22 protein-coding genes are annotated in these 21,941 nt (G+C 36.6%); 9 read left to right on the top strand and 13 right to left on the bottom strand.

Features of this window, described 5'->3' with window-relative positions; all coding sequences use genetic code 11:
* Positions 1-15: 15 nt before the first annotated feature.
* Together ACVCDT_RS14470 and ACVCDT_RS14465 are read left to right on the top strand one after the other, a co-directional pair.
* Complete coding sequence (locus ACVCDT_RS14470) at positions 16-1,173, top strand: glycosyltransferase family 4 protein (RefSeq protein ID WP_447133503.1); 1,158 nt, start codon at positions 16-18, stop codon at positions 1,171-1,173.
* On the top strand, positions 1,167-2,618 hold the full coding sequence (locus ACVCDT_RS14465) for an oligosaccharide flippase family protein (protein ID WP_447133502.1): 1,452 nt from the start codon (positions 1,167-1,169) through the stop codon (positions 2,616-2,618). Before ACVCDT_RS14470 ends, ACVCDT_RS14465 begins: the two co-directional genes overlap by 7 nt.
* On the opposite strand, the gene ACVCDT_RS14460 is transcribed toward ACVCDT_RS14465, so the two are convergent.
* From ACVCDT_RS14460 to ACVCDT_RS14450, 3 genes are read right to left on the bottom strand one after another with little or no spacing between them, the layout of a single operon-like run.
* The gene (locus ACVCDT_RS14460; protein WP_447133501.1) at positions 2,602-3,675 is read right to left on the bottom strand and encodes a right-handed parallel beta-helix repeat-containing protein; all 1,074 of its coding nucleotides are present in this window, start codon (positions 3,673-3,675) and stop codon (positions 2,602-2,604) included. The two genes, ACVCDT_RS14465 and ACVCDT_RS14460, sit on opposite strands and share 17 nt — an antisense overlap.
* A complete protein-coding gene (locus ACVCDT_RS14455; RefSeq protein WP_447133500.1) occupies positions 3,668-4,258 on the bottom strand; it encodes an acyltransferase in 591 nt (196 codons plus the stop codon). Before ACVCDT_RS14455 ends, ACVCDT_RS14460 begins: the two co-directional genes overlap by 8 nt.
* On the bottom strand, positions 4,255-5,469 hold the full coding sequence (locus ACVCDT_RS14450) for a TIGR03087 family PEP-CTERM/XrtA system glycosyltransferase (protein WP_447133499.1): 1,215 nt from the start codon (positions 5,467-5,469) through the stop codon (positions 4,255-4,257). The genes ACVCDT_RS14455 and ACVCDT_RS14450 overlap by 4 nt, the downstream gene beginning before the upstream one ends.
* Before the next feature lie 427 nt (positions 5,470-5,896).
* Between ACVCDT_RS14450 and ACVCDT_RS14445 the strand changes: the two genes are divergently transcribed.
* The 7 genes from ACVCDT_RS14445 (at position 5,897) to ACVCDT_RS14415 (ending at position 13,448) form a co-directional block, all read left to right on the top strand.
* Positions 5,897-7,249 (top strand): hypothetical protein, encoded by a 1,353-nt coding sequence (locus tag ACVCDT_RS14445; RefSeq protein WP_447133498.1) that lies wholly within the window; start codon positions 5,897-5,899, stop codon positions 7,247-7,249.
* Positions 7,250-7,504: 255 nt separating this feature from the next.
* Positions 7,505-8,461: a glycosyltransferase family 2 protein gene (locus ACVCDT_RS14440; RefSeq protein ID WP_447133497.1), complete on the top strand. Its 957-nt coding sequence runs from the start codon at positions 7,505-7,507 to the stop codon at positions 8,459-8,461.
* 54 nt (positions 8,462-8,515) lie between these two features.
* Positions 8,516-9,637, top strand: a complete 1,122-nt coding sequence (locus ACVCDT_RS14435; RefSeq protein WP_447133496.1) for a glycosyltransferase — start codon at positions 8,516-8,518, stop codon at positions 9,635-9,637.
* A 27-nt stretch (positions 9,638-9,664) separates the two neighbouring features.
* Positions 9,665-10,771, top strand: coding sequence for a glycosyltransferase family 4 protein (locus ACVCDT_RS14430; protein ID WP_447133495.1), 1,107 nt, complete (start codon positions 9,665-9,667; stop codon positions 10,769-10,771).
* Entirely contained in the window at positions 10,771-11,703 is a 933-nt protein-coding gene (locus ACVCDT_RS14425) for a glycosyltransferase family 2 protein (RefSeq protein ID WP_447133494.1), read from the top strand. The genes ACVCDT_RS14430 and ACVCDT_RS14425 overlap by 1 nt, the downstream gene beginning before the upstream one ends.
* Before the next feature lie 76 nt (positions 11,704-11,779).
* Positions 11,780-12,673 carry a polysaccharide pyruvyl transferase family protein gene (locus ACVCDT_RS14420; RefSeq protein ID WP_447133493.1) on the top strand — a complete coding sequence of 298 codons (894 nt, stop codon included), beginning with the start codon at positions 11,780-11,782 and terminating at the stop codon, positions 12,671-12,673.
* The gene (locus ACVCDT_RS14415; RefSeq protein ID WP_447133492.1) at positions 12,660-13,448 is read left to right on the top strand and encodes a glycosyltransferase family 2 protein; all 789 of its coding nucleotides are present in this window, start codon (positions 12,660-12,662) and stop codon (positions 13,446-13,448) included. The genes ACVCDT_RS14420 and ACVCDT_RS14415 overlap by 14 nt, the downstream gene beginning before the upstream one ends.
* Positions 13,449-13,521: 73 nt before the next feature.
* Here ACVCDT_RS14415 and ACVCDT_RS14410 read toward each other — a convergent pair whose 3' ends face one another.
* From ACVCDT_RS14410 to ACVCDT_RS14365, 10 genes are all read right to left on the bottom strand, one after another.
* A complete protein-coding gene (locus ACVCDT_RS14410; protein WP_447133491.1) occupies positions 13,522-14,442 on the bottom strand; it encodes a sulfotransferase in 921 nt (306 codons plus the stop codon).
* A 62-nt stretch (positions 14,443-14,504) separates the two neighbouring features.
* Positions 14,505-15,287: a glycosyltransferase gene (locus ACVCDT_RS14405; protein ID WP_447133490.1), complete on the bottom strand. Its 783-nt coding sequence runs from the start codon at positions 15,285-15,287 to the stop codon at positions 14,505-14,507.
* Between the two features lie 168 nt (positions 15,288-15,455).
* Positions 15,456-16,901, bottom strand: a complete 1,446-nt coding sequence (locus ACVCDT_RS14400) for a lipopolysaccharide biosynthesis protein (RefSeq protein ID WP_447133489.1) — start codon at positions 16,899-16,901, stop codon at positions 15,456-15,458.
* Positions 16,891-17,097 (bottom strand): hypothetical protein, encoded by a 207-nt coding sequence (locus ACVCDT_RS14395; RefSeq protein ID WP_447133488.1) that lies wholly within the window; start codon positions 17,095-17,097, stop codon positions 16,891-16,893. The genes ACVCDT_RS14400 and ACVCDT_RS14395 overlap by 11 nt, the downstream gene beginning before the upstream one ends.
* A 31-nt stretch (positions 17,098-17,128) precedes the next feature.
* The gene (locus ACVCDT_RS14390; RefSeq protein WP_447133550.1) at positions 17,129-17,548 is read right to left on the bottom strand and encodes a glycosyltransferase family A protein; all 420 of its coding nucleotides are present in this window, start codon (positions 17,546-17,548) and stop codon (positions 17,129-17,131) included.
* 76 nt (positions 17,549-17,624) lie between these two features.
* The gene (locus tag ACVCDT_RS14385; RefSeq protein ID WP_447133487.1) at positions 17,625-18,848 is read right to left on the bottom strand and encodes an O-antigen translocase; all 1,224 of its coding nucleotides are present in this window, start codon (positions 18,846-18,848) and stop codon (positions 17,625-17,627) included.
* A gap of 138 nt (positions 18,849-18,986) precedes the next feature.
* The gene (locus ACVCDT_RS14380) at positions 18,987-20,090 is read right to left on the bottom strand and encodes a DegT/DnrJ/EryC1/StrS family aminotransferase (RefSeq protein WP_447133486.1); all 1,104 of its coding nucleotides are present in this window, start codon (positions 20,088-20,090) and stop codon (positions 18,987-18,989) included.
* Positions 20,087-20,536: an acyltransferase gene (locus ACVCDT_RS14375; RefSeq protein ID WP_447133485.1), complete on the bottom strand. Its 450-nt coding sequence runs from the start codon at positions 20,534-20,536 to the stop codon at positions 20,087-20,089. The genes ACVCDT_RS14380 and ACVCDT_RS14375 overlap by 4 nt, the downstream gene beginning before the upstream one ends.
* Complete coding sequence (locus tag ACVCDT_RS14370; protein WP_447133484.1) at positions 20,517-20,942, bottom strand: sugar 3,4-ketoisomerase; 426 nt, start codon at positions 20,940-20,942, stop codon at positions 20,517-20,519. The genes ACVCDT_RS14375 and ACVCDT_RS14370 overlap by 20 nt, the downstream gene beginning before the upstream one ends.
* Before the next feature lie 174 nt (positions 20,943-21,116).
* Entirely contained in the window at positions 21,117-21,941 is an 825-nt protein-coding gene (locus tag ACVCDT_RS14365; protein WP_447133483.1) for a glycosyltransferase family 2 protein, read from the bottom strand.

Below are 21,941 nucleotides of genomic sequence, written 5' to 3'. Positions count from 1 at the left end.
ACCTTAGGGTTAAGCATGAATAAAAAAGTATTAGTACTCACCGAAAACTTTCCGCCTATTGCTGGGGGCAGTGGACGTTGGTTTTGGGAGCTATATTCGCGCTTACCCAAAGAGTCGTACCTAATACTGGCTGACAATGTGCAAGGTGCGGCAGAGTTTGATGCCAGCCATTCCCTTAATGTGTTACGTATGCCGCTAAGTTCACCAGAATGGGGGTTTAAAAGTTTACACGGCCTTAAGTTTTATTGGCGAATGGTTAAACACATTCGCAAAATCATTAAGCAGCATAAAATTACTCATATTCATTGTGGTCGAGTTATACACGAAGGGGTAAGCGCCTGGTTAATTAAATGCTTAACTGGTACACCCTATTTATGTTACGTACACGGAGAAGACGTAGAAACCGCTGCAACCAGTGGTGAACATAACCTAATGGTTAAACAAGTTTGTAAGGGGGCCGATCTACTTATTTGTAATAGTCACAATAGCGCCCAAATAGTTAAACGCCTAGGTTATGCCCAAGACAACAAAATTCAAGTCTTGCATCCTGGGGTAGATGCAAGTGTGTTTGTACCTGCCGAACCCGATGAAAAATTTAAACAAAAAATGGGCTGGCAGAATAAACAAGTGATTATCACAGTGGGGCGTTTACAAGCACGTAAAGGTCAAGACATGATGATCCGCGCTATGGCTCAAATTAAAGAGCGTTTTCCCAATGCACTTTATGCTGTTATTGGGCGTGGCGAAAGCTTCGAAAGCTTAGAGCAATTAACCCAAGAGCTAAATTTAACCGAGCATGTGCAACTTTTAACCGAAGTAACAGACGCACAAATGATCCAATGCTATCAACAATGCGATCTGTTTATTCTACCCAACCGTACCATAGACAACGACATAGAAGGCTTTGGTATGGTGTTGGTTGAAGCACAGGCTTGTGCAAAACCTGTAATTGCCGGAGATTCAGGTGGCACCAAAGAAACCATGCGCCTAGAAGAAAGTGGTTATGTGATCGATTGTACCAATGCCCAAGTAATAGCCCAATCTGTAAGCCAATTATTAGATAACCCTGAACAACGCGAAGCTATGGGGGCTAAAGGGCGTAGCCACGTTGAAAGCGAACTCGACTGGCAAGCCCACGTTGAAAAAGCTAAGGCTTTGTTTCATTCGTGCTAACCAGCAAAGGTTTATTAGCCAGCTCGGCATTTTCTAGCGGCGCAAAGTTTTTAAGCCGAATAATAGGCCTAGTTAGTACCTTATTACTGGCTCGTATTCTCACCCCTAGCGATTTTGCCATGATCGCCATCATTGCCATTGTTTTACACTTGTTTGATATTTTGTCGCACTCTGGGGCCGAACAATACATAGTACAAAAAACGCAGGTATCAGATGATGATCTCAACACAGCTTGGAGTTTAGACCTAGTACTTAAATCGTTAATGTGTCTGTTATTGTGGGGATTAGCGCCTTTTATTGCAGGTTTTTTTACTCAGGCCCAGCTAAGTTTGGCCATTCAAGTTGCCGCTTTTGCGCTTATTATTAATGCCTTAAAAAACCCTGGGCTGTTGTTGCTTAAACGAGCCTTAGAATATAAAAAGTTGTTTTATTTATCCTTGTGGCAAAGGCTAGCCAGCTTTATTACCGTATTAGCTGTGGCCTTATATTGGCAAAGCTTTTGGGCCTTTGTGATAGCCGATTTAGTGGGGGCTGTGGTGTACAGCTTAGGTGCCTATTTGGTGCAGAGTTATAGGCCGCGTTTTAGCTTAGTCAATGTATCCCAGCAATGGCTGTTTTCTAAATGGTTGTTAGGTAAAAGCATAGTGGGGTATTTACGCTCACAAGTAGACACGGTTTTGGTGGCTAAGTTTTTCACTCCTACACAATTAGGTAACTATCATATGGCTCGCGATGTGGCTATGTTACCAGGGCATAACCTACTTGGGCCTGCCATTGAGCCATTGCTCGCCGACTTTAAAGATTATCAAAAGCATACACAGCAATTAGGTCAAAGGATAAGCAAGGTTTTGTATATAGTTGCCTTAGTGGTGATACCTATTACCTTGTTTATGGTGTATTACCCCGCACTGATTATTGAGGTGTTACTTGGTGAACAATGGCAAATAGCTGGGGATATTTTAGCGATTATGGCTTGGCTGTTTTTTTATTATTGTTTTTTATTAGTAATAGAAAGCGCGTTAACTGCTATAGGCAAAGTCAAAGCCATATTTATGTTTGATCTTGTCAGTTTAGTGGCTATAGTGGCCTTGTTATTAAGCTATTTACAACAAAACAACGACCTACACACTCTCTTATGGCTAAGGGTTGCTATTGGCATTGGTTCTACATTTTGCATCACTTTATTTCTACACCAATTTGCCCCGCTAAGTTTGCTTAAAATCATAGGCATGATGTTAGTGGCTCTGGTGTTTGCGCTGCTTGCTATTGCCCTAACTCAAAGCTTAATGGCCATCTTAACATTGGGGGCTATCAGTGAGTTCTTGTTGGCTGGTAGTGTATTTGTGGCTGGCTATTTAGTTTTAGTGTGGGGGTTTGTTACTTTGGGGTTAGGGCTAAGTATTAAAGAACTAAGTAAACAGCTAGGGGTTAAAAACCTTGCATAAAATGCTCTAGCTGGTTTTTAATGTTTTCTAAGCTACTTGATTGAGTGTTATCAACTAATTTAGCTTGGGCACCATCGCGTGCGGTAATAGCTTTGTTAGTGATATTGCCCTTTATTAACACATTCTGTGTGGCCCTAAAGCGGTACTCTATGGCATTAGGGTAGGCCGAATTCATCTGTATCACATTATTCAATATTTGAGTATTAGGGCTGCCTTCTAAAATAATGCCAGCATCCGCAAATTTGTGCTTGGGGTTACTATGACTAATGCTGTTGTTTGCAATAATTCCTCCAGATGTATGGTTCTTTTTATCATCGCCTAATCCAAAACCTATGCCCCTATCGCAGTTTTCTATGCTGTTATTGGTTACCGCTATATTTTCACTTTGTCGCCAAAAGTGAATGGCGTGTTGAGCCTGTTGGGTGTTAGGGCTAGCAATATTTTTAAAGCGATTATTGTGAATACTCCAATTGCGCGATCTGTGTGCATCTATACCGCCAATATAATATTGAGGCCCAATGCCGGCAGTGTATTCGAATAAACAGTTGCTGATATTGCCGCCGTCTGCATAGTCTTGGCTGTGGGGGGCAGACGAGACTTTTAATAATTGCTGGTAGGCATCGCGCAACACACAGTGACTCAGAGAGAAGTAGTCGGCATTTTTTTCGGCTCGTACCTGAATTAAATGATTGGCCGATTGTTCGAGGGTAATACCAGACAAACTAATAAACGATCCGCTAACATCTATTAACACTTCTGCTGTGTTTGATTTTTTCATGCCCTTGCCCGACAACACTACAGTGCTGGGGTCGTTCGAAATTGAGCTTAGTTTAATATTTGAACCACTAAGTTGAATGCGGCGATTTAGTTGGTAGTGGCCGTTATTGAGTAAAATATGGGTGCCTAATTTTTCGCGGTTGGCTTTTTGTACCGCGTGGTAAAGCTCGTTAGGGGTGCTGACATAAATACGTTTGGCATAATGGTCGTTGGCATAGGTGAGGGGAATTTGTAGCCAATATATCCAGCTTATTAAGCAAAAAGCAGCAAATTTATTCATCTTTCACTCGGCTTTTTAATACTTTGGCAGGATTGCCCGCCACTATTGAATTGTCGGGAATATCGTTTATCACCACAGAGCCCGCGCCAACTATGCAGCCGTTGCCTATGTTAGCCATAACTAGAGCGCCATTACCTAACCAGCAATTTTCGCCTATGGATATTTTTTCAAAGGTGCCGCCTTGTTCACGAATGGGGGTGTGTAAATCGTCAAACTTGTGTTGCTCTTTGCCGCTCATAACATGTACACCACTGCCTAATAAGGTGTCTTTGCCTATACGACAACGGCCAATATTAGATTGAGCGCCTATGTATACACCAGCGGCTAATTCGGTATCTTGCTGCGAAAATTGCACTAAAAACGAAATAACTACATCTGGGCTGCAGTGTGTAAAAACAAAACGGAAAAAACCAGATCTTAGGTATACCCCAATTTTACCAGGCAGTAAGCTAAGTAACTGACTAAAAGTGGTTAAGACTGTGTCTTGGTTAAATAACAAAGCGCATAAAAAATACAACAGAGTAATAGGTGCAACCAAAATGGCACTAAGAATAAAACATAACTTTTTTAGCTTAGATTTCATTGAGTGTCCTTATTGGCTAGGCACAAAACCAAGGGCTGCAACTGACTCGGCCAAGAATAATGCTGTTGAATAAGCTGCAAGGCATTTTGTCCAAGAGTATGTGCATATTGCGGATTTGCAATTAATGCATTGGCCTGAGCAATAAATTCTTCTGGGGTATTGGCCAACACTACATCTTGTTGGTCTTGGCACAAAATACCCTCAGCCCCCATAGGCGTAGCAATAACAGGTAATCCACAAGCAAAAGCCTGCAACACTTTGTTTTGTACCCCTCTTGCTAACCTAAAAGGCGCCACAAAGATGTTGGCTTGATGATAATAAGGCAAAATGTCTTCTACAAAGCCAGTGACTTCAATGTTACTAATATTGGCAAGTTGCAGTATGTCTTGGCTAGGGTTCATGCCCGCAATAATAAATTTAGCCTGAGGATGCTGCTTTATAATTTGCGGCCAGCATTCAGACACAAACCAGATCACTGCATCTTCGTTAGGTTTGTAATCCATCACACCAGTAAATAAAAATACAGGGCCTGAATTAAGCGGTTTATTGGCCGGAGGGTAAAATGTACTAGTGTCGAGTCCATTGCCCATAACCTGCACTTTTTTAGTTTTAAATACAGTTTGATTAAATAAATTCACCTCGGCTTGGGCAATTAAGTAGCTAGCATCAAATTGTTGAGCTACGCGGCTTTCGTATTTTGCCAATAGGCGCTGCTCTCTGGCATACACAATATTCATAGGGAAGGCGCTTTTAGCTTGGTACTGCCCCCACTTGTCTGAATCTACATCCATAAAGTCCATGATCAACATAGGCTGTTTAGCTAATTTGCTAAGCTCGGTGCTACTAAATACATATTCGGCCATGCTAGATGCGCTACATAGTATGGCATCGACTTTGTTGGTTAATAAAAAATGGTCAAACTTATGTTGCAGTGCCTTGGTATAAAAATTCGCCACACTCATAGGTTGGCCTTTTATTAGCCCAGTTAATAATCGAATGGCTTTGGTTTTTAAAGGAATGGCAGTGACGGTTTTACAATACTCTTGGTTGAGCGCATCAAAATAAGCTAACTCAGTTTCATCCTCATAAGGCGAAAATAAATGGATCTGATGACCCAGTTCACTTAAATATTCTATTTGGTGAAAGGTGCGAATTTTTTCACCTTTATTAGGCGGGAAAGGAACGCGGTGAGAAAGGATAAGAATATTCACAGTGATGTAGCCCAAGCCCTTGATTTAGATTAAAAAACAAAGTAATAGCATAACGTTAATTAGGTTTGGTTTACAGTCTTTAGCTAGTTCAATAACGAGCTTTTATTTACTCGTGAGAGTAGTTTTTTGATTTGCTAGCCTACCGGCTTAGCCAATTCTATATTAGCATCTAAAATTTCGTTTCAGACGAATATAAATTTATACCTAAACAGCCCTTAAACTAAAGGCTAATTGAGATTAATCTATCTTATATAAAACAGTGGTTTAGCAGGTAATTACCTTATAAATCTAGTGGCTTTAGGATATAGTTTTACAGCTTTTAGGTATTTTTTTTTATACTCAAGTACAGTTAGAGCGCTCTTTATTTTAAACCTTAGGTTTAAAATAAGAGTACAAGATTTACACAGGCAATTTGAGCACCTAGGTCATGGCATTTTTAAATACGCTTAAACACACAACTTTTACACTCGCACTCAGCCTAGTTTTATTTGCCTGTGGTTCGGGTGGAGATGCAGAACCAACTAACAACACTATTAGAACCACCGCTACAACTCAACCTGCTCCAGTGCCTGTTCAAGAACAAAAAATCCAATTGCTTTTTGAGCAAGACATTGCCAAAGACATTCGCCAATCCAAGCCCAATGATATTAATTTGCCTTTAGGATTAGAGGCCGCTTTTGATATTGAATACACAGGGGCATTTAGGGTTGAGGCCGGAGGAGAATCGAATTCTGATTATGCGGTAGGTCGATTAGGATTTAATCCAGATAGTCAAAGTCTGTATTTGGCTGGCCATGCTCATCACAATGCTATTGCTGAGTTTGAAATTCCAACTACTTTATCTTTTGCCGAAAACGCAAATGATATTGAGCTTGCCCCAGTACTTCAAAATTATGTCAAAGTTTTAAACAAAAAAGAAAAAGGAAACCAAACAGATAAAATTAGCGGCTTGTTATATTACAAAGATAATTTACTAGTAAGCTCTGAAATTTGGTATGACGGAAAAGCAAATAATAAAGATAACTTGCAAGTTTTTTCTAATGCCCATGACATTCGTTCGTCAGATTACAAAGGAATGTTACAACTAAAAGGTGAAGCAAAAGCCGCAGGTTATATGTTTAAAGTACCCAGTGAATGGCAAGATAAAATCGGTGCAGAATACCTGACAGGGTGGGCAACCAATAACGCAATAGTTTCTCGCTATTCTCATGGTCCTAGTTTGTATAGGTTTGACCCTCAACAAGCTATAGATGCAGTAGTCACTGTAGATCGAGCCATTGATACTAATGCACTAATGGTTTTTCCATTTGAAAAAGATAAACAATTAGTTGCTGGCTCTGATGAATATAGCAAAAATATTTCTCCTATTTGGGGACCAGTTACCAATGCTCAATACGGTTTTATCGTTCCTGGTACATCATATTTTTTAGCTGTAGGTAAACATTCAGGAATCCATAGCGGAATCGGGTATAAAATCACACAAGACAACGGCAGATTGTGCGGTGGTCCTTGTGCATACGAAGTTAGTGATAATTACAACTACTTTTGGATTTTTGATATTAACGACATGTTAAATGCAGACGACCCTTGGAATGTCAGCCCTGTAAGTTATGGTAAGTGGAGCCATCCTTATGATCGTGCAGGTGTAAGAGGGATTTTAGGTGGAGCTTTTGATGAAAACACAAATACACTTTATTTATCTTTAGAAAAAGCAGGTCAAACTGGAACCTACGACACTGCGCCTCTAATTCTAAGCTATCAAATTACCGCCAAGTCATAACTAGGCCTAGTTATTGGTTTTAGCCAAACTAATTAGATTAAGTTTTTTGAGGTCATTCAATGTGGTTTAACTTTTAGTTAGTTTCTTGAAGCGATAGTAGCTAAAGCTAAAACATCTAAAACCTAAGCCAAACAACTGCTAGAACTTTAAAGTTATCAATGCAATACTTGTACTGGTGCGCTAATAAGCATAGGTAGCAGTTAACTATGTTTAGCTAAAACAAAGACCAATTAATCAAGGAAGTCACCTAAGTAAATGAAGTTAATTGTCCAAATTCCATGTTATAACGAAGAACACACGCTACCGGCTACCTACAACGACATCCCTAAGCAAATAGACGGGATAGATAAAGTCGAAATTATGATCATCGATGATGGCTCTAGCGACAATACAATTGGTGTAGCTAAAGAGTTAGGTGTAGATCACATTGTGGTTAATAAAAATAACCGCGGATTAGCACGTACTTTTAGAACTGGTCTAAACGAATGTTTAAAGTTAGGCGCAGACATAATAGTTAATACAGACGGCGACAATCAATATGCCGGTTGGGACATTCCTAAACTCATTCAGCCAATTTTAGACGGCAAAGCCGATGTAGTAGTAGGTGATAGAAACACCTCTAAAGTCGCGCATTTTTCTCCTCTTAAAAAACTGTTACAACGCCTTGGCAGTTACGTAGTAAAAACCCTTTCTGGGGTACAAGTACCAGACGCAGTGAGTGGCTTTAGAGCCTACAGCCGCGATGCTGCTTTACAGCTTAATATTGTCTCGCCCTTTAGTTATACCATCGAAGCCTTAATTCAATCAGGCAAAAAGCACATGGCCGTTACCTCGGTGCCAGTAGAAACCAACGCTAAAACTCGCGAGTCTAGATTATTTAGCAGCATTCCCAAATTTATAGAGCGTCAACTCACTACCATAGTGCGCATGTACGCTATGTATCAGCCGTTAAAAGTGTTCTTTTATATTGGTCTTACGCTATCTATTTTGGGTTCCATACCTATTATTCGCTTTTTATATTTTTATTTTACCGGAGATGGTGGCGGGCACTTACAGTCTTTAGTTTTAGGAGGGGTGCTTACTATTCTTGGATTTATTTCTTTTCTAATTGCTTTGCTTGCAGATTTAATGAATTTTAATCGGCAGTTAATTGAGCAAACGCTAGAGAAAGTAAGGCGGATAGAGTTAAAAATTAATGATCAAGATAAATAAAGCTATTCATCAATACGCATCGCTTTTATTAAATTTTTCAAGAGCAATACAGAAATGCGTGTAGTAGCTTGGGGCACTTACGATATTGGTAAACCTCGAGTGCGCATCTTGCTAAATGGCTTGCGATTAAATGATGTTGAGGTTATTGAATGTCATAAGGATATTTGGGGAGATGTAGAGGACAAAAGCCAAATAAAAGGTTTAAAGCAAAAGCTTTTTAAAATAGGTAAATGGCTTATAAGTTATCCGCAATTGATTTGGTCATACTGCAAATTGCCAAAACATGATGCAGTTCTAATTTGCTACATGGGGCAATTAGACATTCTGATTATATTCATTTTTGCAAAGCTAAGGGGCACTCCAATTATATGGGATGCATTTTTATCTTTGTACAACACTGTAGTTGAGGATAGAAAATTAATCAGTAAATATAATCCTTTGGCGTGGGGACTTTATTTTTGGGAATGGTTAGCTTGTAAGTCGGCTGATACTATTATTCTAGATACAGCAAGCCATGGCCTTTATTTTGTCAATAAATTTAATTTGCCAGAATGCAAGGTCAATTCAGTATTTGTTGGTGCAGAACCAGAAAGCTTTCCTGCCGCTAAAAGTGGGTATTGTGCAAATAAAGAAAACGCTAAAATTTTATTTTACGGGCAATTTATTCCATTACATGGAATAGAAACAATTATTCGAGCGGCGAGACTAGCAAAGAATGATAATTTAAGTTGGATAATCATCGGAACAGGTCAAGAAAGGGAAAAAATTCAATCATTATTGGATGAAGAGCCATTACCGCTACTGAGGTGGATCCCTTGGATCGAGTATAAAAATTTAATTAAAGAAATTCATGACGCTGATATCTGTTTAGGAATTTTTGGAGAATCTGAAAAAGCGGCTAGGGTAATACCGAATAAAGTTTTTCAACTAGTAATGGCTGGTGTGCCAATTATTACTATGGACTCACCAGCGATAAGAGAATTGCTCCCTGAAAATCAACCTGGGATAAAATTAGCAACCCCTGGTGAACCTATGAGTTTATATATTGAGATAAAATCGTTATTAAAAGAAATAGCTACACTTCAAAGACCTTTGCATAGAAACTTAGTTGAAGAAATTGAACCAAAAAAATTAGGGAAAAACTTAGTCAAAATTATTGGTCATGCTGCAGGGTAATACTTTAATTTAAAATAAGAAGTAAATATGAAAATTGGAATAGAAATTGGTTGGTCACATAAAGCTGGTGGAGCAAGGAGGGTGGCGTTCAATACTCTTGCAGAAATGTGTAAATTACGTCGAGATTATCAATTTCATTCGTTTACAAACGAAAACTTAAGTGATTGTAGTGCGCCAAATTTAACGTCTACGGTTTTGCGTTCGCCGTTTGGCGTACCTCAAACTATTTGGGACCAGTTTTTATTCCCTCACGTGGCTGTACCAAATCAAATTAATAAATTAAAGCTTGATGTTGTTCACTTCACCAACAACATTGTTCCAATTTCTTGTACGACACCTTACGTAGTCACTATTCATGACATGACTCCATTCGTCATCCCTGATTCATTCAAAAGATTTCATGGCCGTTACCAACGTTGGTATTTTAAATTAGCGGCTAAAAATGCGAGTAAAATCATTACAGTTTCTCAAAATTCTAAAAACGATATTTGCCGATTATTAAATGTAAATGATGAAAAAGTTGTAGTTGTTCCTTTAGCCCCTTTAGAAAACCCTGCGACTATAAATCTTAGTGATAATGACGATCCTGAGTATTTAAACTCTCCCTATCTCTTGTATGTAGGCGCCATTCACCCAAGAAAAAATGTTAAACGGCTAATTCAAGCTTTTGGTCTTCTTAAAAAGAACAATAAAATCCCACATAAACTGATGATTGCTGGTGCCAAGCGTTGGGGCAATGATGAAATAGATGGCCTAATAAAAAAATTACAGTTAGATGATGAGGTTCAATTTCTCGGTAGAGTTTCTGATGAGTTATTAAACAAACTTTATAAAAATTGTAGTGCTTTTGTTTATCCATCTATCTACGAAGGTTTCGGTTTACCAGTAATAGAAGCGATGGCACAAGGAGCTCCAGTTGTTACCTCGCTAGGCTCTTCGCTTGAAGAAGTGGCTGGAGATGCAGCAGAGTTAATTGACCCTTATAGTGAACAAGATATTGCTCGCGGGTTAGAAAAAGTATTGCTAAATAAACAGTATGCTGATGACTTGCGGCAAAAAGGCATTCTAAGAGCTAACGAATTTACTTGGGAAAAAACGGCTCAAGGTATTCTTAATGTGTTGGAGTCTGTTTAGTGCAAGCAGAATCGAAAACCAATAAAGTTGAGAAAATAAATGGTGATTCTCCAGTTTGGATAATTATTGTTAACTTTAACAGCCAAGATTTAGTTTGCAGGTGTATCGAATCCTTAGAGTCGCATATAGCTAGGCCGTTTAAAGTTGTAGTTGTTGATAACAGTCCACGAGTTGATACTGATAAAATAGAAGTGCGTTTCCCTACGTCAGTTATATTAAAAGCTAAACGAAACGATGGTTTTGCTGCTGGTTGTAATATTGGAATAGAGCATGCAATTGAACGCAGCGCCGAATTTATAATGTTGCTAAATCCAGATACCTACACAGAACAAGATTTTTTGTCGCCAATGCTTAATGCGTTTAAACACAACAGCAAGTTAGGTATGGCTGGGCCAACTATTTATTACGAAAATCCTCGTGAAAAATTATGGATGGCAGGTAGTACCATTAATTGGCTTAAAGGAGGCTCTAAACACGTTGTTGACGATTCTTTAAAACTTCAAGGCCAACCAATTAATGTGCCATTTATGTCTGGGTGCTGCATGTTGTTGCGAGTTAAGGCGATAGAAAATGTTGGACTTATGGATGAGCGATATTTCTTATACTTTGAAGATGCAGATTATTGTGAGGCCTTTTTAAATAAAGGTTGGCAAATAGCCTATGTACCTAAATCAGAAATTATTCATACGGCATCTAGTACCACAGGCTTTCAAAGTGAAAACTACATTTACTATTTCTCTAGAAATAGATTGTGGTTTTTATATAAATGGGCGCCAATAGGAGCGTTTATATATTACTTGTTGTTTACTACCCTAATAAAGCTCCCCGGCTCGATAATTGTTTTTACTTTTTACAGACAACGGCCAAACTTAACTTTCGCTTTTTTACGTGGTTTTATTCATGGAATTAAACGAATGAAAAGTAATGTTTAAATCTGTTTTCAATGAGACTTATTTAGAAAAACTATTGTTTTAATTATATGAACGATAGATTTTGCAGGAGAATTTAGTGAATTTTTTTGAAAAATGTAGAAACTTATTATGGCAATTAATGCTGATAAGTTTGAAGGATACCATTCGAGCTTTATCTTCAAGTAAACACATTCTGCGATGGAGTGATGACCAGTTTAATAAAAATAACTTTGGTGACGCGTTGAATCCATTATTGTTTTCTAAAGTTAGTAATGGGCAGGTTGTTAGTGTAAAAAATGTTTTAAACTTTACTAACAAGCCTGTTTTCTATTTTATTGGCTCAATTTTAGATAACTCAAAAGAAAAAAATGCCATTGTGTGCGGTGCCGGATTTCAAAAAGAGAATTCTCGCTTTAGGAGAGCACCCAAAGAAATTTTAGCGGTTCGAGGGCCGTTGTCTAGACAGATTGCGTTAAAACAAGGGCTTTCGTGTCCTGAGGTTTATTGTGATCCTGCCTTATTGTTACCGTTTTACTACCCAAGAAATAATTATAAAAAACTATTTAATGTTGGAATTATCCCGCATTACGCAGATAAAAATATCTTAGACAAACTAGAGATTGAACGCGGTGATTTTACGTTCAATATAATCAATATTGAAGATAATGTTGAAAGCGTCATTGATAAAATATGTGAAGTTGATTACATCCTCTCTAGTTCATTACATGGACTTATCGTAGCGCACGCTTACCAAATACCAGCTGCTTGGTTATTGTTAAGTGACAATGTCATAGGGGGAGATTTTAAGTTTAAAGATTATTATTTTTCAGTTGGGGCTGACGCTGTTCCAACATATGCACCAACTAAAGTTATAAACTTAAGTGAAGGGGTAGCGACAACGACACTGCACGATACAAATAAAAATGCACAAGCTTTGTTAAAACAATTTGAAAAATATTTTCAAAAGGAAGTTAAACATGAGCTCTCATGAGCAAGGTAAACTAGTAAGTATTATTATTCCAGTGTTTAATTGTGAAAAGTATATTAGGTCATGTGTTGAGTCGTGCATAAAACAAACATACAAAAATGTTGAGATAATAATAATCGATGATGGGTCTACTGATAGTTCAAGAGAGTGTATTGCAGATTATATTTCGTCTGGAGAAGTAAAATATTATTTTCAGGAGAATAGAGAACGCTCTACCGCTAGAAATAATGGCTTAGATAAAGCACAGGGTGACTATATTCAATTTTTAGACGCAGATGATGAAATCTATCCAAATAAAATTGAAACTCAGGTGAATTTCTTGTTAGCCAATGATGATTTTTTTGCTGTACGCTGCCAATCAGCTTATAAAAATATATATGGAAATATCACCCATTATGCAGATGCACCCCACAATGGCTTAATTACTAAAAAACTTATAAAAGGTAATTTTATACCTATTCATACTATGTTGTTTAGAAAGACAGACGTTCGGTTTGATGTTAGTAAACGACTACAGGAAGACTGGAAGTACTGGCTATTTGCGACCTTTAATAAAAAAGTGGGTTACATATCTAATGTACTTTGTTCGGTAACGATCCATGACTCTAATTCGTCAAAAAGTGATATTACTATGCGAAAAAGCGAGTTGTTAGTTATTAAAGAAATGATGGCAAACAGTAAATTTCGTCAGTACTATTTACTTTTGTTAATGTTATACATAAAAAAGCAGTTAATTTTATTAAAATTGAATGTAAAACTTTTTGTCTTTAACAGCTAAATTAACACTATTCATATTTGTAAAGGTATTCAAAGTAACTTTACAATCAGTTGGTCATGATAACTGAAACTGATTACCACTCTTGGTCAGAGTAAAATAAATGTGAAACTTCTTGAGTAGCCTTTCTTATTTTTTTAATTTCTTCTTCGCTAAGCCTTCTTTTCCAATTTAAAATGTTTGCTTTACTATTACGAATGAATTCGTTTCCGGCAATTTGTTCGGTAGGATTGTGTCCCCCAGAGCTTTTTAAAATGGCTGATGTTGCCTTTGTAGTCATTTCTAACTCAAAGGCTTGGTAAATAGCCTTAAACTGCTTTAGTGGCTCAGCAGATAGCGTTTCGTGCTTTACAAATAACCATTCAGGATGACGTTGCCGGTAAACATAGATAGTGTGGTGAATACAATTCCAAAGCAATATTGCTTGGTCAAGAATATCTTTTTCATTGTTAGCAAATTCTTGTATCTCTTTCTCAAAAACATTTAGATACTCACGCATTAATAATGGTTGATCTAGAAAATGATTGAAGTTAAATCGCCAGTTTTTTTTAATTAAACTTGAGCAAAAAGCGGCTGGATGCCGGATCAAAACTAACACATTCATGTTGAATGTGTTAGCCAGCCATTCAGCTGAAAATACAGCAATAGGATCTTTAACAATTGGCGTATCGTTTTTTATCGAATGAAACCAAAACAGACTTTGATCTCTGACCACTTTGGCTAAGTGTTTAGAAGTATGAATTTTGGCAATGTTGCTTACTAAAGGGTATTTAAACCTTATTACATCATTTAGTAATGGTTTTATATCACTAGAGTTATCGTTACATATAAATTTAAAAGAGTACTTAAAAGGATTATCAAAAACGCTACATTTTATGTCTATGTTAAAAGGTTCGTGGATATAGCCAGTATTTGGCGCCTTAGCTAAAATCTCGCCAGCCCAAGTAGAACCAGAGCGATGAGAACCAGTAACTAATATCGGCTTTTTGTATTCCATTTAAGTACTACCCCATTTCACTTGCGTTCAACAAGATCGTTATACAAGAGTGTTGACTCGAGTTAAAGTTCGTTTTTAAAGGCTCTTTTTAACTTACTGGCATAAAACCTTATCCATTCACTTATTGAATTGTGGTGTGTCTTATGGGCTAGCGTTCTACAAGCATTGTAATAACTTTTCAGTTTCAGCATTACATCTTTATCAGTAAAAGTGTTAGTAATATTGGTGTCGTGTCGACGGTAAAATGCATAGGTTTTGGTGGTATATTTTAGTTTGCCGTGTTGTAGCGCTTTAACATAATAAAGCCACTCTCCATAATGGAGGTAAGATTCATCCCAACCGCCAACCGATTTAAATACACTTGTTCTGCAAAGTAGGCCGCAGCTGCTTACAAAGTTATTTAATGACAGTTCAAACAAAGCTTGAGATGTTTTAGCTATTTGCTTTTTATCATCACAGTACAGCTCGATTTCTTCGCCACGCTCGTTAATTTGCATGCTGTTACAATGCACAGCTACTACATCTGGTTCAAATTCGTCCACCATAATTTTAATATGGTCTTTAGCTAACAAATCATCGTGGCCCAAGAAGATAAAATAATCACTATTGATTTTATCAACTGCTTGATTGATGTTTTTAACAATACCTAAATTTTTGTCATTGAACACCAGTGTGACTTTATCTTTAAAAGCTAGTAATAGTTCGCGGGTGCCGTCGGTTGAGCCATCATCTATTACAAAAATCTCTATGTATTGGTAACTTTGTTTTATGCACGACTGAATTGTTTCTTCAATAAACTCTCGCCCATTATAAGTAGGGATAATGATGCTGACTGACTGAGGCATGTCTATTGGGCCTTAAATTTAAACATTATTAAAAGTATGACATTGTAATAGTAAATTAATAGTAGAGGCATAGAGCTCGCATAATTAAGCCCAAATTTTATCCTGCAATAACTTAATTAATTATAAGTTTCTAAAAATTAATACATATTATTTTTCAAGCTAAAAGCACTATGTTTGCTTATTACAACGCTCAAAAATTATTTTTGTAACATCCAAAAATGCTGTGATTTTTAAATACCTACACATTCCAATATATACAATGCTACCTACTAAAACCTTTATTATCATTTGGATAGCAAGGCTATCGTTAGTAATAAAAGTGATACTCAAGTACATTACCATTGATGCGGTAGCAACTGGAATAATTTGCTTAAATTGCTCTTTAGCACCAAATCCAAAAAGTTTTCCAGGATAATAAGTATTAATAAAAAAAGAAATGAATGTGGTGATTAATTGAGCCACTGCGACGGCTAATATTCCATATGGAATGGCAATGAAAAGCGCTGCAATAGTCATGGGCAATTTGCTTAAATCAGTTTTTAAATAAAGATCTGAACGACCTCTTGCATTGAGTATATTTAGGTTCAAAGCACTAATTGGAGTGATAAGCCTAGCAAAACACAGAATTAAAACAATTGGGATGATAGGCCGCCATTTTTCCCCTAAAAACATTAAGACAAACTCTTCTGATACAGCAGCAAAGCCAACAAAAACAGGAAACGTAACCAATGTAACCATGCCCATTACCTTTACGTATACTTGAACTAAACGCTCTTTATCTTCTTGTATCGATGTCATAATTGGGTAAGTTACGCCCTGAATTATTGAAGAAAGTGTTGTAGCTACAATATTGGTATAGTTAGCGCTCTGTTGAAAATAACCGAGTTGAGCCGCATTAAAATGCCGCCCAATTAAAACTGAATAAAGATTTTGAACAGTAGTAGCAACAAGTCCTGCAAGCAGTAAATTAGACCCAAAGGCAAACATCTTTTTGAATGACTTGAAACAGAAAAGCCAAGCAGGTATCCACCTAGAACAGATAATTAGTAATGTTGTATTGATCAGCGCTTTGGTTAAATTCAAACCTACTAATGCCCAATAACCATAATCATTACGCACCATATAAACTGCCACTGCAGCGCTAATAACCATTGCAGCACTATTAATTAGTCCTTGGCTTTTAAAGTCTACTGCTATTATCAACTTAGCTTTTGGGACTAATGCTAAAGCATTAATTATAACAATTATAAATAGCACTCTAGATAAGTCGATTAAATTTGGCTGATCGTAAAAGGCTGCGATTGAAGGTGCTGAAATGTAAAGTAACAAATATAAGAAAACAGATACTAATAGATTTACGTAAAATACCGTTGATAAGTCTTCTTTAGTAACGTTATGACTTTTTTGAATTAATGCTTGGGAAAAACCTGAATCTATCAAAGATTGAGAAATAGCTAAAAATATCGTCAACATAGCTATCAAACCAAAATCTGAAGGCGATAACACTCTGGACAGATAGATTAATAAAACAAAATTACCAGCTTGGTTGATTACTTTATCTAAGAAGCTCCAAACAATGCCTTTTATTGCCTTGTGCTTTAAGTTAATGGTCATTGTTTATTAATGCAGTTCCCAAATGTTGAATAATCAAATCAGATGGTAACATTGTATAATGAAGTAAATATTTTTTTATAAAATTTTGTCTTAAGATTTCCTTGCTATCTATTTCTTTTATAACGCTATTTACAATAAAATTTTCGATTTCTTCAGTGGTGAAACCTTTTTCATAAACATTTTGATAATCACGCATTAATAATGGTTGATCTAGAAAATGAATGAAGTTAAAACGCCAGTTTTTTAATTAAACTTGAGCAAAAAGCGGCTGGATGTCGAATCAAAACTAACACGTCCATATTGTATGTTTTAGCTATTTGCTTTTTATCATCACAGTACAGCTCGATTTCTTCGCCACGCTCGTTAATTTGCATGCTGTTACAATGCACAGCTACTACATCTGGTTCAAATTCGTCCACCATAATTTTAATATGGTCTTTAGCTAACAAATCATCGTGGCCCAAGAAGATAAAATAATCACTATTGATTTTATCAACTGCTTGATTGATGTTTTTAACAATACCTAAGTTTTTTTCGTTAAACACCAGTGTGACTTTATCTTTAAATGCTAGTAATAGTTCGCGGGTGCCGTCGGTTAAGCCATCATCTATTACAAAAATCTCTATGTATTGGTAACTTTGTTTTATTCACGGCTGAATTGTATCTTCGATAAACTCTCGCCCATTATTACAAGTATGGATAATGATGCTGACAGAGGCATGTCTATTGAACCTTGAATTTATATATTAGAAACACCGTAATGAAATACAAGAAAGAATTAATCGCAAAAGCATATATCGCACCAATTAATCCAAATGAATCGACTAACGATGAAGTCAAAATACACCAGCTAAATGCAAATGTTAATTCAGTTGATACAGTGTATTTTACTAGCCCTTTAGCAACCAACACATAGCCAAATAGCCAGCCACACACTTTGATTAGATTACCTATTAATTGCCAAAAAAATAAGTCTCTCATAGCGTTAAACTCTTTTGTATATAAAACCAATATTATGAAATCCCGCATAAAATACATAGTAACTGAAATAAAAACAGTAATTGGAATAATGAGCTTATAAGCTGCAATCAGTTCTAATCGAATTAATTTTTTATCTTTAAGCTGAGACAATTTGGGTAATAGATAGGTAGCTAAGGAAGTTGTAATCAAAGATAACGAAATTTGAGATATTGCCCACATTGCCTGCCAATTTCCAGCCACAGTTGCAGAGAGGTTCTCTATTAAATAACTGCGAATGTAAACCGTTGAACCGTTTGAGGCCATTATCGATACAAAAGTAATTAATGCAAAGCCGAACAGTTTTTTGTAATGAGTAAATTCAGTTTTATAGAAGAAGTATTTTATCTTGAACCATGTTCGATTTTTTAAAAAAACAAAAGTGATTAAAAAAACAATTGATTGATTTGTTACATTAGCTATCAATGCCCCAGTTAAACCAAACTTCCAACTCAATACGCAAACTAATATTAATGAAACAATGCTAAGTGCAATGTTCAAGGTTATGTAATCTTTGATCTCTCTCTCGCCATTAAGAATGGCTAACAAAAATGAATTAAAAACAAAAAAGGGCAAACTAACCGAAAATACCTTAAATATGTATCCGTATTCAGTACTTCTTAAAAAAAATAATGATATTTCTTCGGATAGTAAAAAGAATGTAAAAATTACTAGGATGTTTAAACCTATTATAATTTTAACAGCACTAGACCATATCCTATATTTTTTGTTCGCAGCTTCTTGATACTCTGCGGTAAATTTTGTTATTGCGGTCTTTAAAAAATCACCAGTGACTAACATTATTAAATTTACAACATTTTGTAGTTGACCAATAACAGCTAAACCCGCAGGACCAGCAAAAAGTGCAACAACCTTTGTTATTATCAGACCACAGATAATTCTGATTACTGTGGCAACACCTGAAAGCATTGATGTCTTGAACAAATTCATAAATTTATATAGAGCGCATTTTGAGAATTGTAATATTTAAATGAGCAAAGGTAGATATAGTTTCACTTTCTGAGTTCTTATTTTTTAACAATTGAAAGTGTATTAGATAAAACTTTCTCAAATTTTAAATCCATTAACTATTGCGATAACTTCCCGAATCTCGCTTTCTAACATTGTTGGACTAATTGGCATTGACAACACTTGGTGGTGAATTAAATCAGTAATTGGTAATGATTGGCGGCTATATTCTAAATAAGCCTGCTGTTTGTGTGGCGGTATTGGATAATGGATTAAAGATTGCACGCCATTTTCAGCCAAATAATTAGCAAGTTTTTCACGCTGATCAGTTTTAATAACAAATAGATGCCAAACGTGAGCGTCTGGGTCTTCGACAATTGGTAACTCTATCGCTGGATTGTTGATTTCTTCTAGATATGTCTTTGCAACCGTTTGGCGGGCTTTTATCTCTTTATCGAGGTAAGCCAATTTAACCCTCAACATAGCAGCTTGAATTTCATCTAGGCGGCTGTTCATACCTTTATATAGATTTTTGTATTTTTCGTGAGAACCATAATTTCTTAGGGCTGCAATGGTATTGGCTAACGCTTTGTCGTTAGTGGTTACCGCGCCACCATCACCTAAAGCACCTAAATTTTTACCTGGATAGAAACTAAAGCCCGCAGCATCACCCAGAGAACCCACTTTTTTACCTTTATATAGGGCGCCATGAGCTTGAGCACAGTCCTCGATGACTTTAAGTCGATGGGTTTTAGCAATCGTATTAATTTCATCCATACCCGACACCTGACCATAAAGATGTACGGTTAAAATTGCTTTGGTTTTTGGGGTAATGGCTTGTTCAATTAAATTAGGGTCTAAGTTGAAGGTATTAATCTCAGGCTCTACTAATACTGGCGTTAAGCCATTTTCTGAAATGGCTAAAATAGAAGCAATATAGGTATTTGACGGCACAATCACTTCATCACCAGGCTGCATAACACCACGCTCAATGTAAGCTCTTAATATCAGTATTAAAGCATCTAGACCGTTGGCAACACCTAAACAATGTTCACTTTCGCAAAAGGCCGCAAACTCTTTTTCAAATTCTGCTACTTCATTGCCTAATATATACCAGCCTGAATCTATTACACGGGCACAGGCTTCTTTTAACTCATTTTGATATTGTGCATTGATTTTTTTTAAGTCTAAAAATGGGATCATTTAATAATTTCTCTAGCGGGGTTTCCAACAACAGTGGCATGCGGCGCTACATCTTTTGTCACTACAGAGCCTGCACCAACCATGGCAAACTCGCCTACGGTTATACCAGGTAAAACTGTTGCGTTAGCACCAATAGAAGCATTTTTTTTAATTAGGGTTCTAAGAAACACTTCGGGGTATTGTTTTGACCGAGGAGATTTGTCATTGGTAAAAGTAACATTTGGGCCAATAAACACATTGTCTTCAATCGTAATACCATCCCATATTTGCACACCACTTTTAATGGTTACGTTGTTACCTATGACTACATCGTTTTCTATTAAACAATGTGAACAAATATTGCAATTTTGGCCTACGACAGCTTTAGGTAGTACAACACAAAATTGCCAAACATTGGTGTTATCTGCAATAGTCGCAGATTGTACATCAGCTAAGGGATGGATCATTATTTACTAATTCCAAAAATGTATCATAGTCGCGAATATAGTCAGCTTCATCGTAGTGTTCACTTGCCAGCACTAACAGCACACAATCATCTGAAAAGTCGGTCATTTCTCTCCAAATTAACCCTTCAATTAACAATCCTTGCTCAGCGCTATCTAATTTTACTGTGGTGCGTTTTTTTCCGTTATCTAAGATCATATTACACGACCCCTTTACTGCAAACGCCACTTGTTTTAAGTTTTTGTGTGCGTGAAAGCCGCGACTTACACCATTTTTTGTGTCGTAGAGGTAATACACTCTTTTTATTTTGAACGGAATATTTAATCCGTCTTCAATGGCAACTAAAGAGCCTCTTTCATCACCACAGACGTTAAACTGTAGCATCTCTACTTTGGGTAAGTTTGACATACTTTCCTTTCTTAAAATTAAACACCAACACTATAAATTTAATCGTTTCTACATATTTAATTCGCAAATTAAACTAATGCGATTCTAAATAACAGTAGGAATTCAAAATTCGTGCGTTTGTTGGATGTTTTTATTTGGTTTTCCTTAAATATCGACGGTGTTAAAAGCAATAAATTAACGAAATAGAAAAAAATAAATTTTATCTAAAATGATATTTAATGTTTTAATTAATAAAACTTTATCACCTATTTGCTTATTCCAGCTTTTTAAAAGTTGAGATTGAGCGAATTGATAAAATGTAGTTACATCTTCATCAATTTTACTCATCCAAGTTTGCATTTCTTCGCATCGTTCGTTTATTGTCATATTTGGTCTAGTCAGCGAGGCTAAGTGCAATGAAGTTACTTGAAACAAGCTTTTAAATCTAGCCGGTTCATGCCTTAACCATTGTCGCCACATATGAAGATCGCTTGGGGTTTTTTTAGGTTTAACTCGCCAACCAAAAGGTAGGGACTTATAACAATCTAACCGATGCGCCACTGTTGTTGGTCCAAAAAAGTTGTAGCGCTCAGTTAGCATTCGTTTGCGAACTTTTGGGTGATTTAGATCACCTGCATGTACATGCCAATTATCGTCTTTATATATTGTAGCTTGTGCCGATTGAACAAAGTCGTAATCGTTTAAATACGGCATTAGTGTTTCTAAGTGATTTGGTAGCCAAATATCATCGTCGCCTAAATAAGCAATATACTCACCATTTGCTTGTTCTATCGCCTTAGCGCGATATAGTTCGCCATGCCCTTCACCTTTAGGATTTTCAAAATAAGTAATTCTGTTATCTTGTTTTGATAAATCTTCGACTATTGCTTTGGTTCGCTCAGTTGCGCCATCTCCTACAACAAAGATTTCAAAGTTTTGATAGGTTTGTTTTAGCACACTACTAATTGCGTACTTAATCGTATCTTCATGGTTGTATGTTGGGATAATGATTGTGAACAT

It is taken from the genome of Paraglaciecola aestuariivivens, from assembly GCF_052983255.1.
Note: the sequence above shows the minus strand (reverse complement) of the source record. Positions and strands in the feature narration are given on the sequence as shown.

Bases quoted from the DNA above. Each gene is read 5' to 3' on its own strand.
- ACVCDT_RS14415 (WP_447133492.1), top strand. From the start codon at position 12,660: ATGAGCTCTCATGAGCAAGGTAAACTAGTAAGTATTATTATTCCAGTG.
- ACVCDT_RS14370 (WP_447133484.1), bottom strand. From the start codon at position 20,942: ATGTCAAACTTACCCAAAGTAGAGATGCTACAGTTTAACGTCTGTGGT.
- ACVCDT_RS14445 (WP_447133498.1), top strand. From the start codon at position 5,897: ATGGCATTTTTAAATACGCTTAAACACACAACTTTTACACTCGCACTC.
- ACVCDT_RS14365 (WP_447133483.1), bottom strand. From the start codon at position 21,941: ATGTTCACAATCATTATCCCAACATACAACCATGAAGATACGATTAAG.
- ACVCDT_RS14405 (WP_447133490.1), bottom strand. From the start codon at position 15,287: ATGCCTCAGTCAGTCAGCATCATTATCCCTACTTATAATGGGCGAGAG.
- ACVCDT_RS14410 (WP_447133491.1), bottom strand. From the start codon at position 14,442: ATGGAATACAAAAAGCCGATATTAGTTACTGGTTCTCATCGCTCTGGT.
- ACVCDT_RS14460 (WP_447133501.1), bottom strand. From the start codon at position 3,675: ATGAATAAATTTGCTGCTTTTTGCTTAATAAGCTGGATATATTGGCTA.
- ACVCDT_RS14430 (WP_447133495.1), top strand. From the start codon at position 9,665: ATGAAAATTGGAATAGAAATTGGTTGGTCACATAAAGCTGGTGGAGCA.
- ACVCDT_RS14435 (WP_447133496.1), top strand. From the start codon at position 8,516: ATGCGTGTAGTAGCTTGGGGCACTTACGATATTGGTAAACCTCGAGTG.
- ACVCDT_RS14440 (WP_447133497.1), top strand. From the start codon at position 7,505: ATGAAGTTAATTGTCCAAATTCCATGTTATAACGAAGAACACACGCTA.
- ACVCDT_RS14380 (WP_447133486.1), bottom strand. From the start codon at position 20,090: ATGATCCCATTTTTAGACTTAAAAAAAATCAATGCACAATATCAAAAT.
- ACVCDT_RS14455 (WP_447133500.1), bottom strand. From the start codon at position 4,258: ATGAAATCTAAGCTAAAAAAGTTATGTTTTATTCTTAGTGCCATTTTG.
- ACVCDT_RS14395 (WP_447133488.1), bottom strand. From the start codon at position 17,097: ATGCGTGATTATCAAAATGTTTATGAAAAAGGTTTCACCACTGAAGAA.
- ACVCDT_RS14385 (WP_447133487.1), bottom strand. From the start codon at position 18,848: ATGCTTTCAGGTGTTGCCACAGTAATCAGAATTATCTGTGGTCTGATA.
- ACVCDT_RS14400 (WP_447133489.1), bottom strand. From the start codon at position 16,901: ATGACCATTAACTTAAAGCACAAGGCAATAAAAGGCATTGTTTGGAGC.
- ACVCDT_RS14375 (WP_447133485.1), bottom strand. From the start codon at position 20,536: ATGATCCATCCCTTAGCTGATGTACAATCTGCGACTATTGCAGATAAC.
- ACVCDT_RS14470 (WP_447133503.1), top strand. From the start codon at position 16: ATGAATAAAAAAGTATTAGTACTCACCGAAAACTTTCCGCCTATTGCT.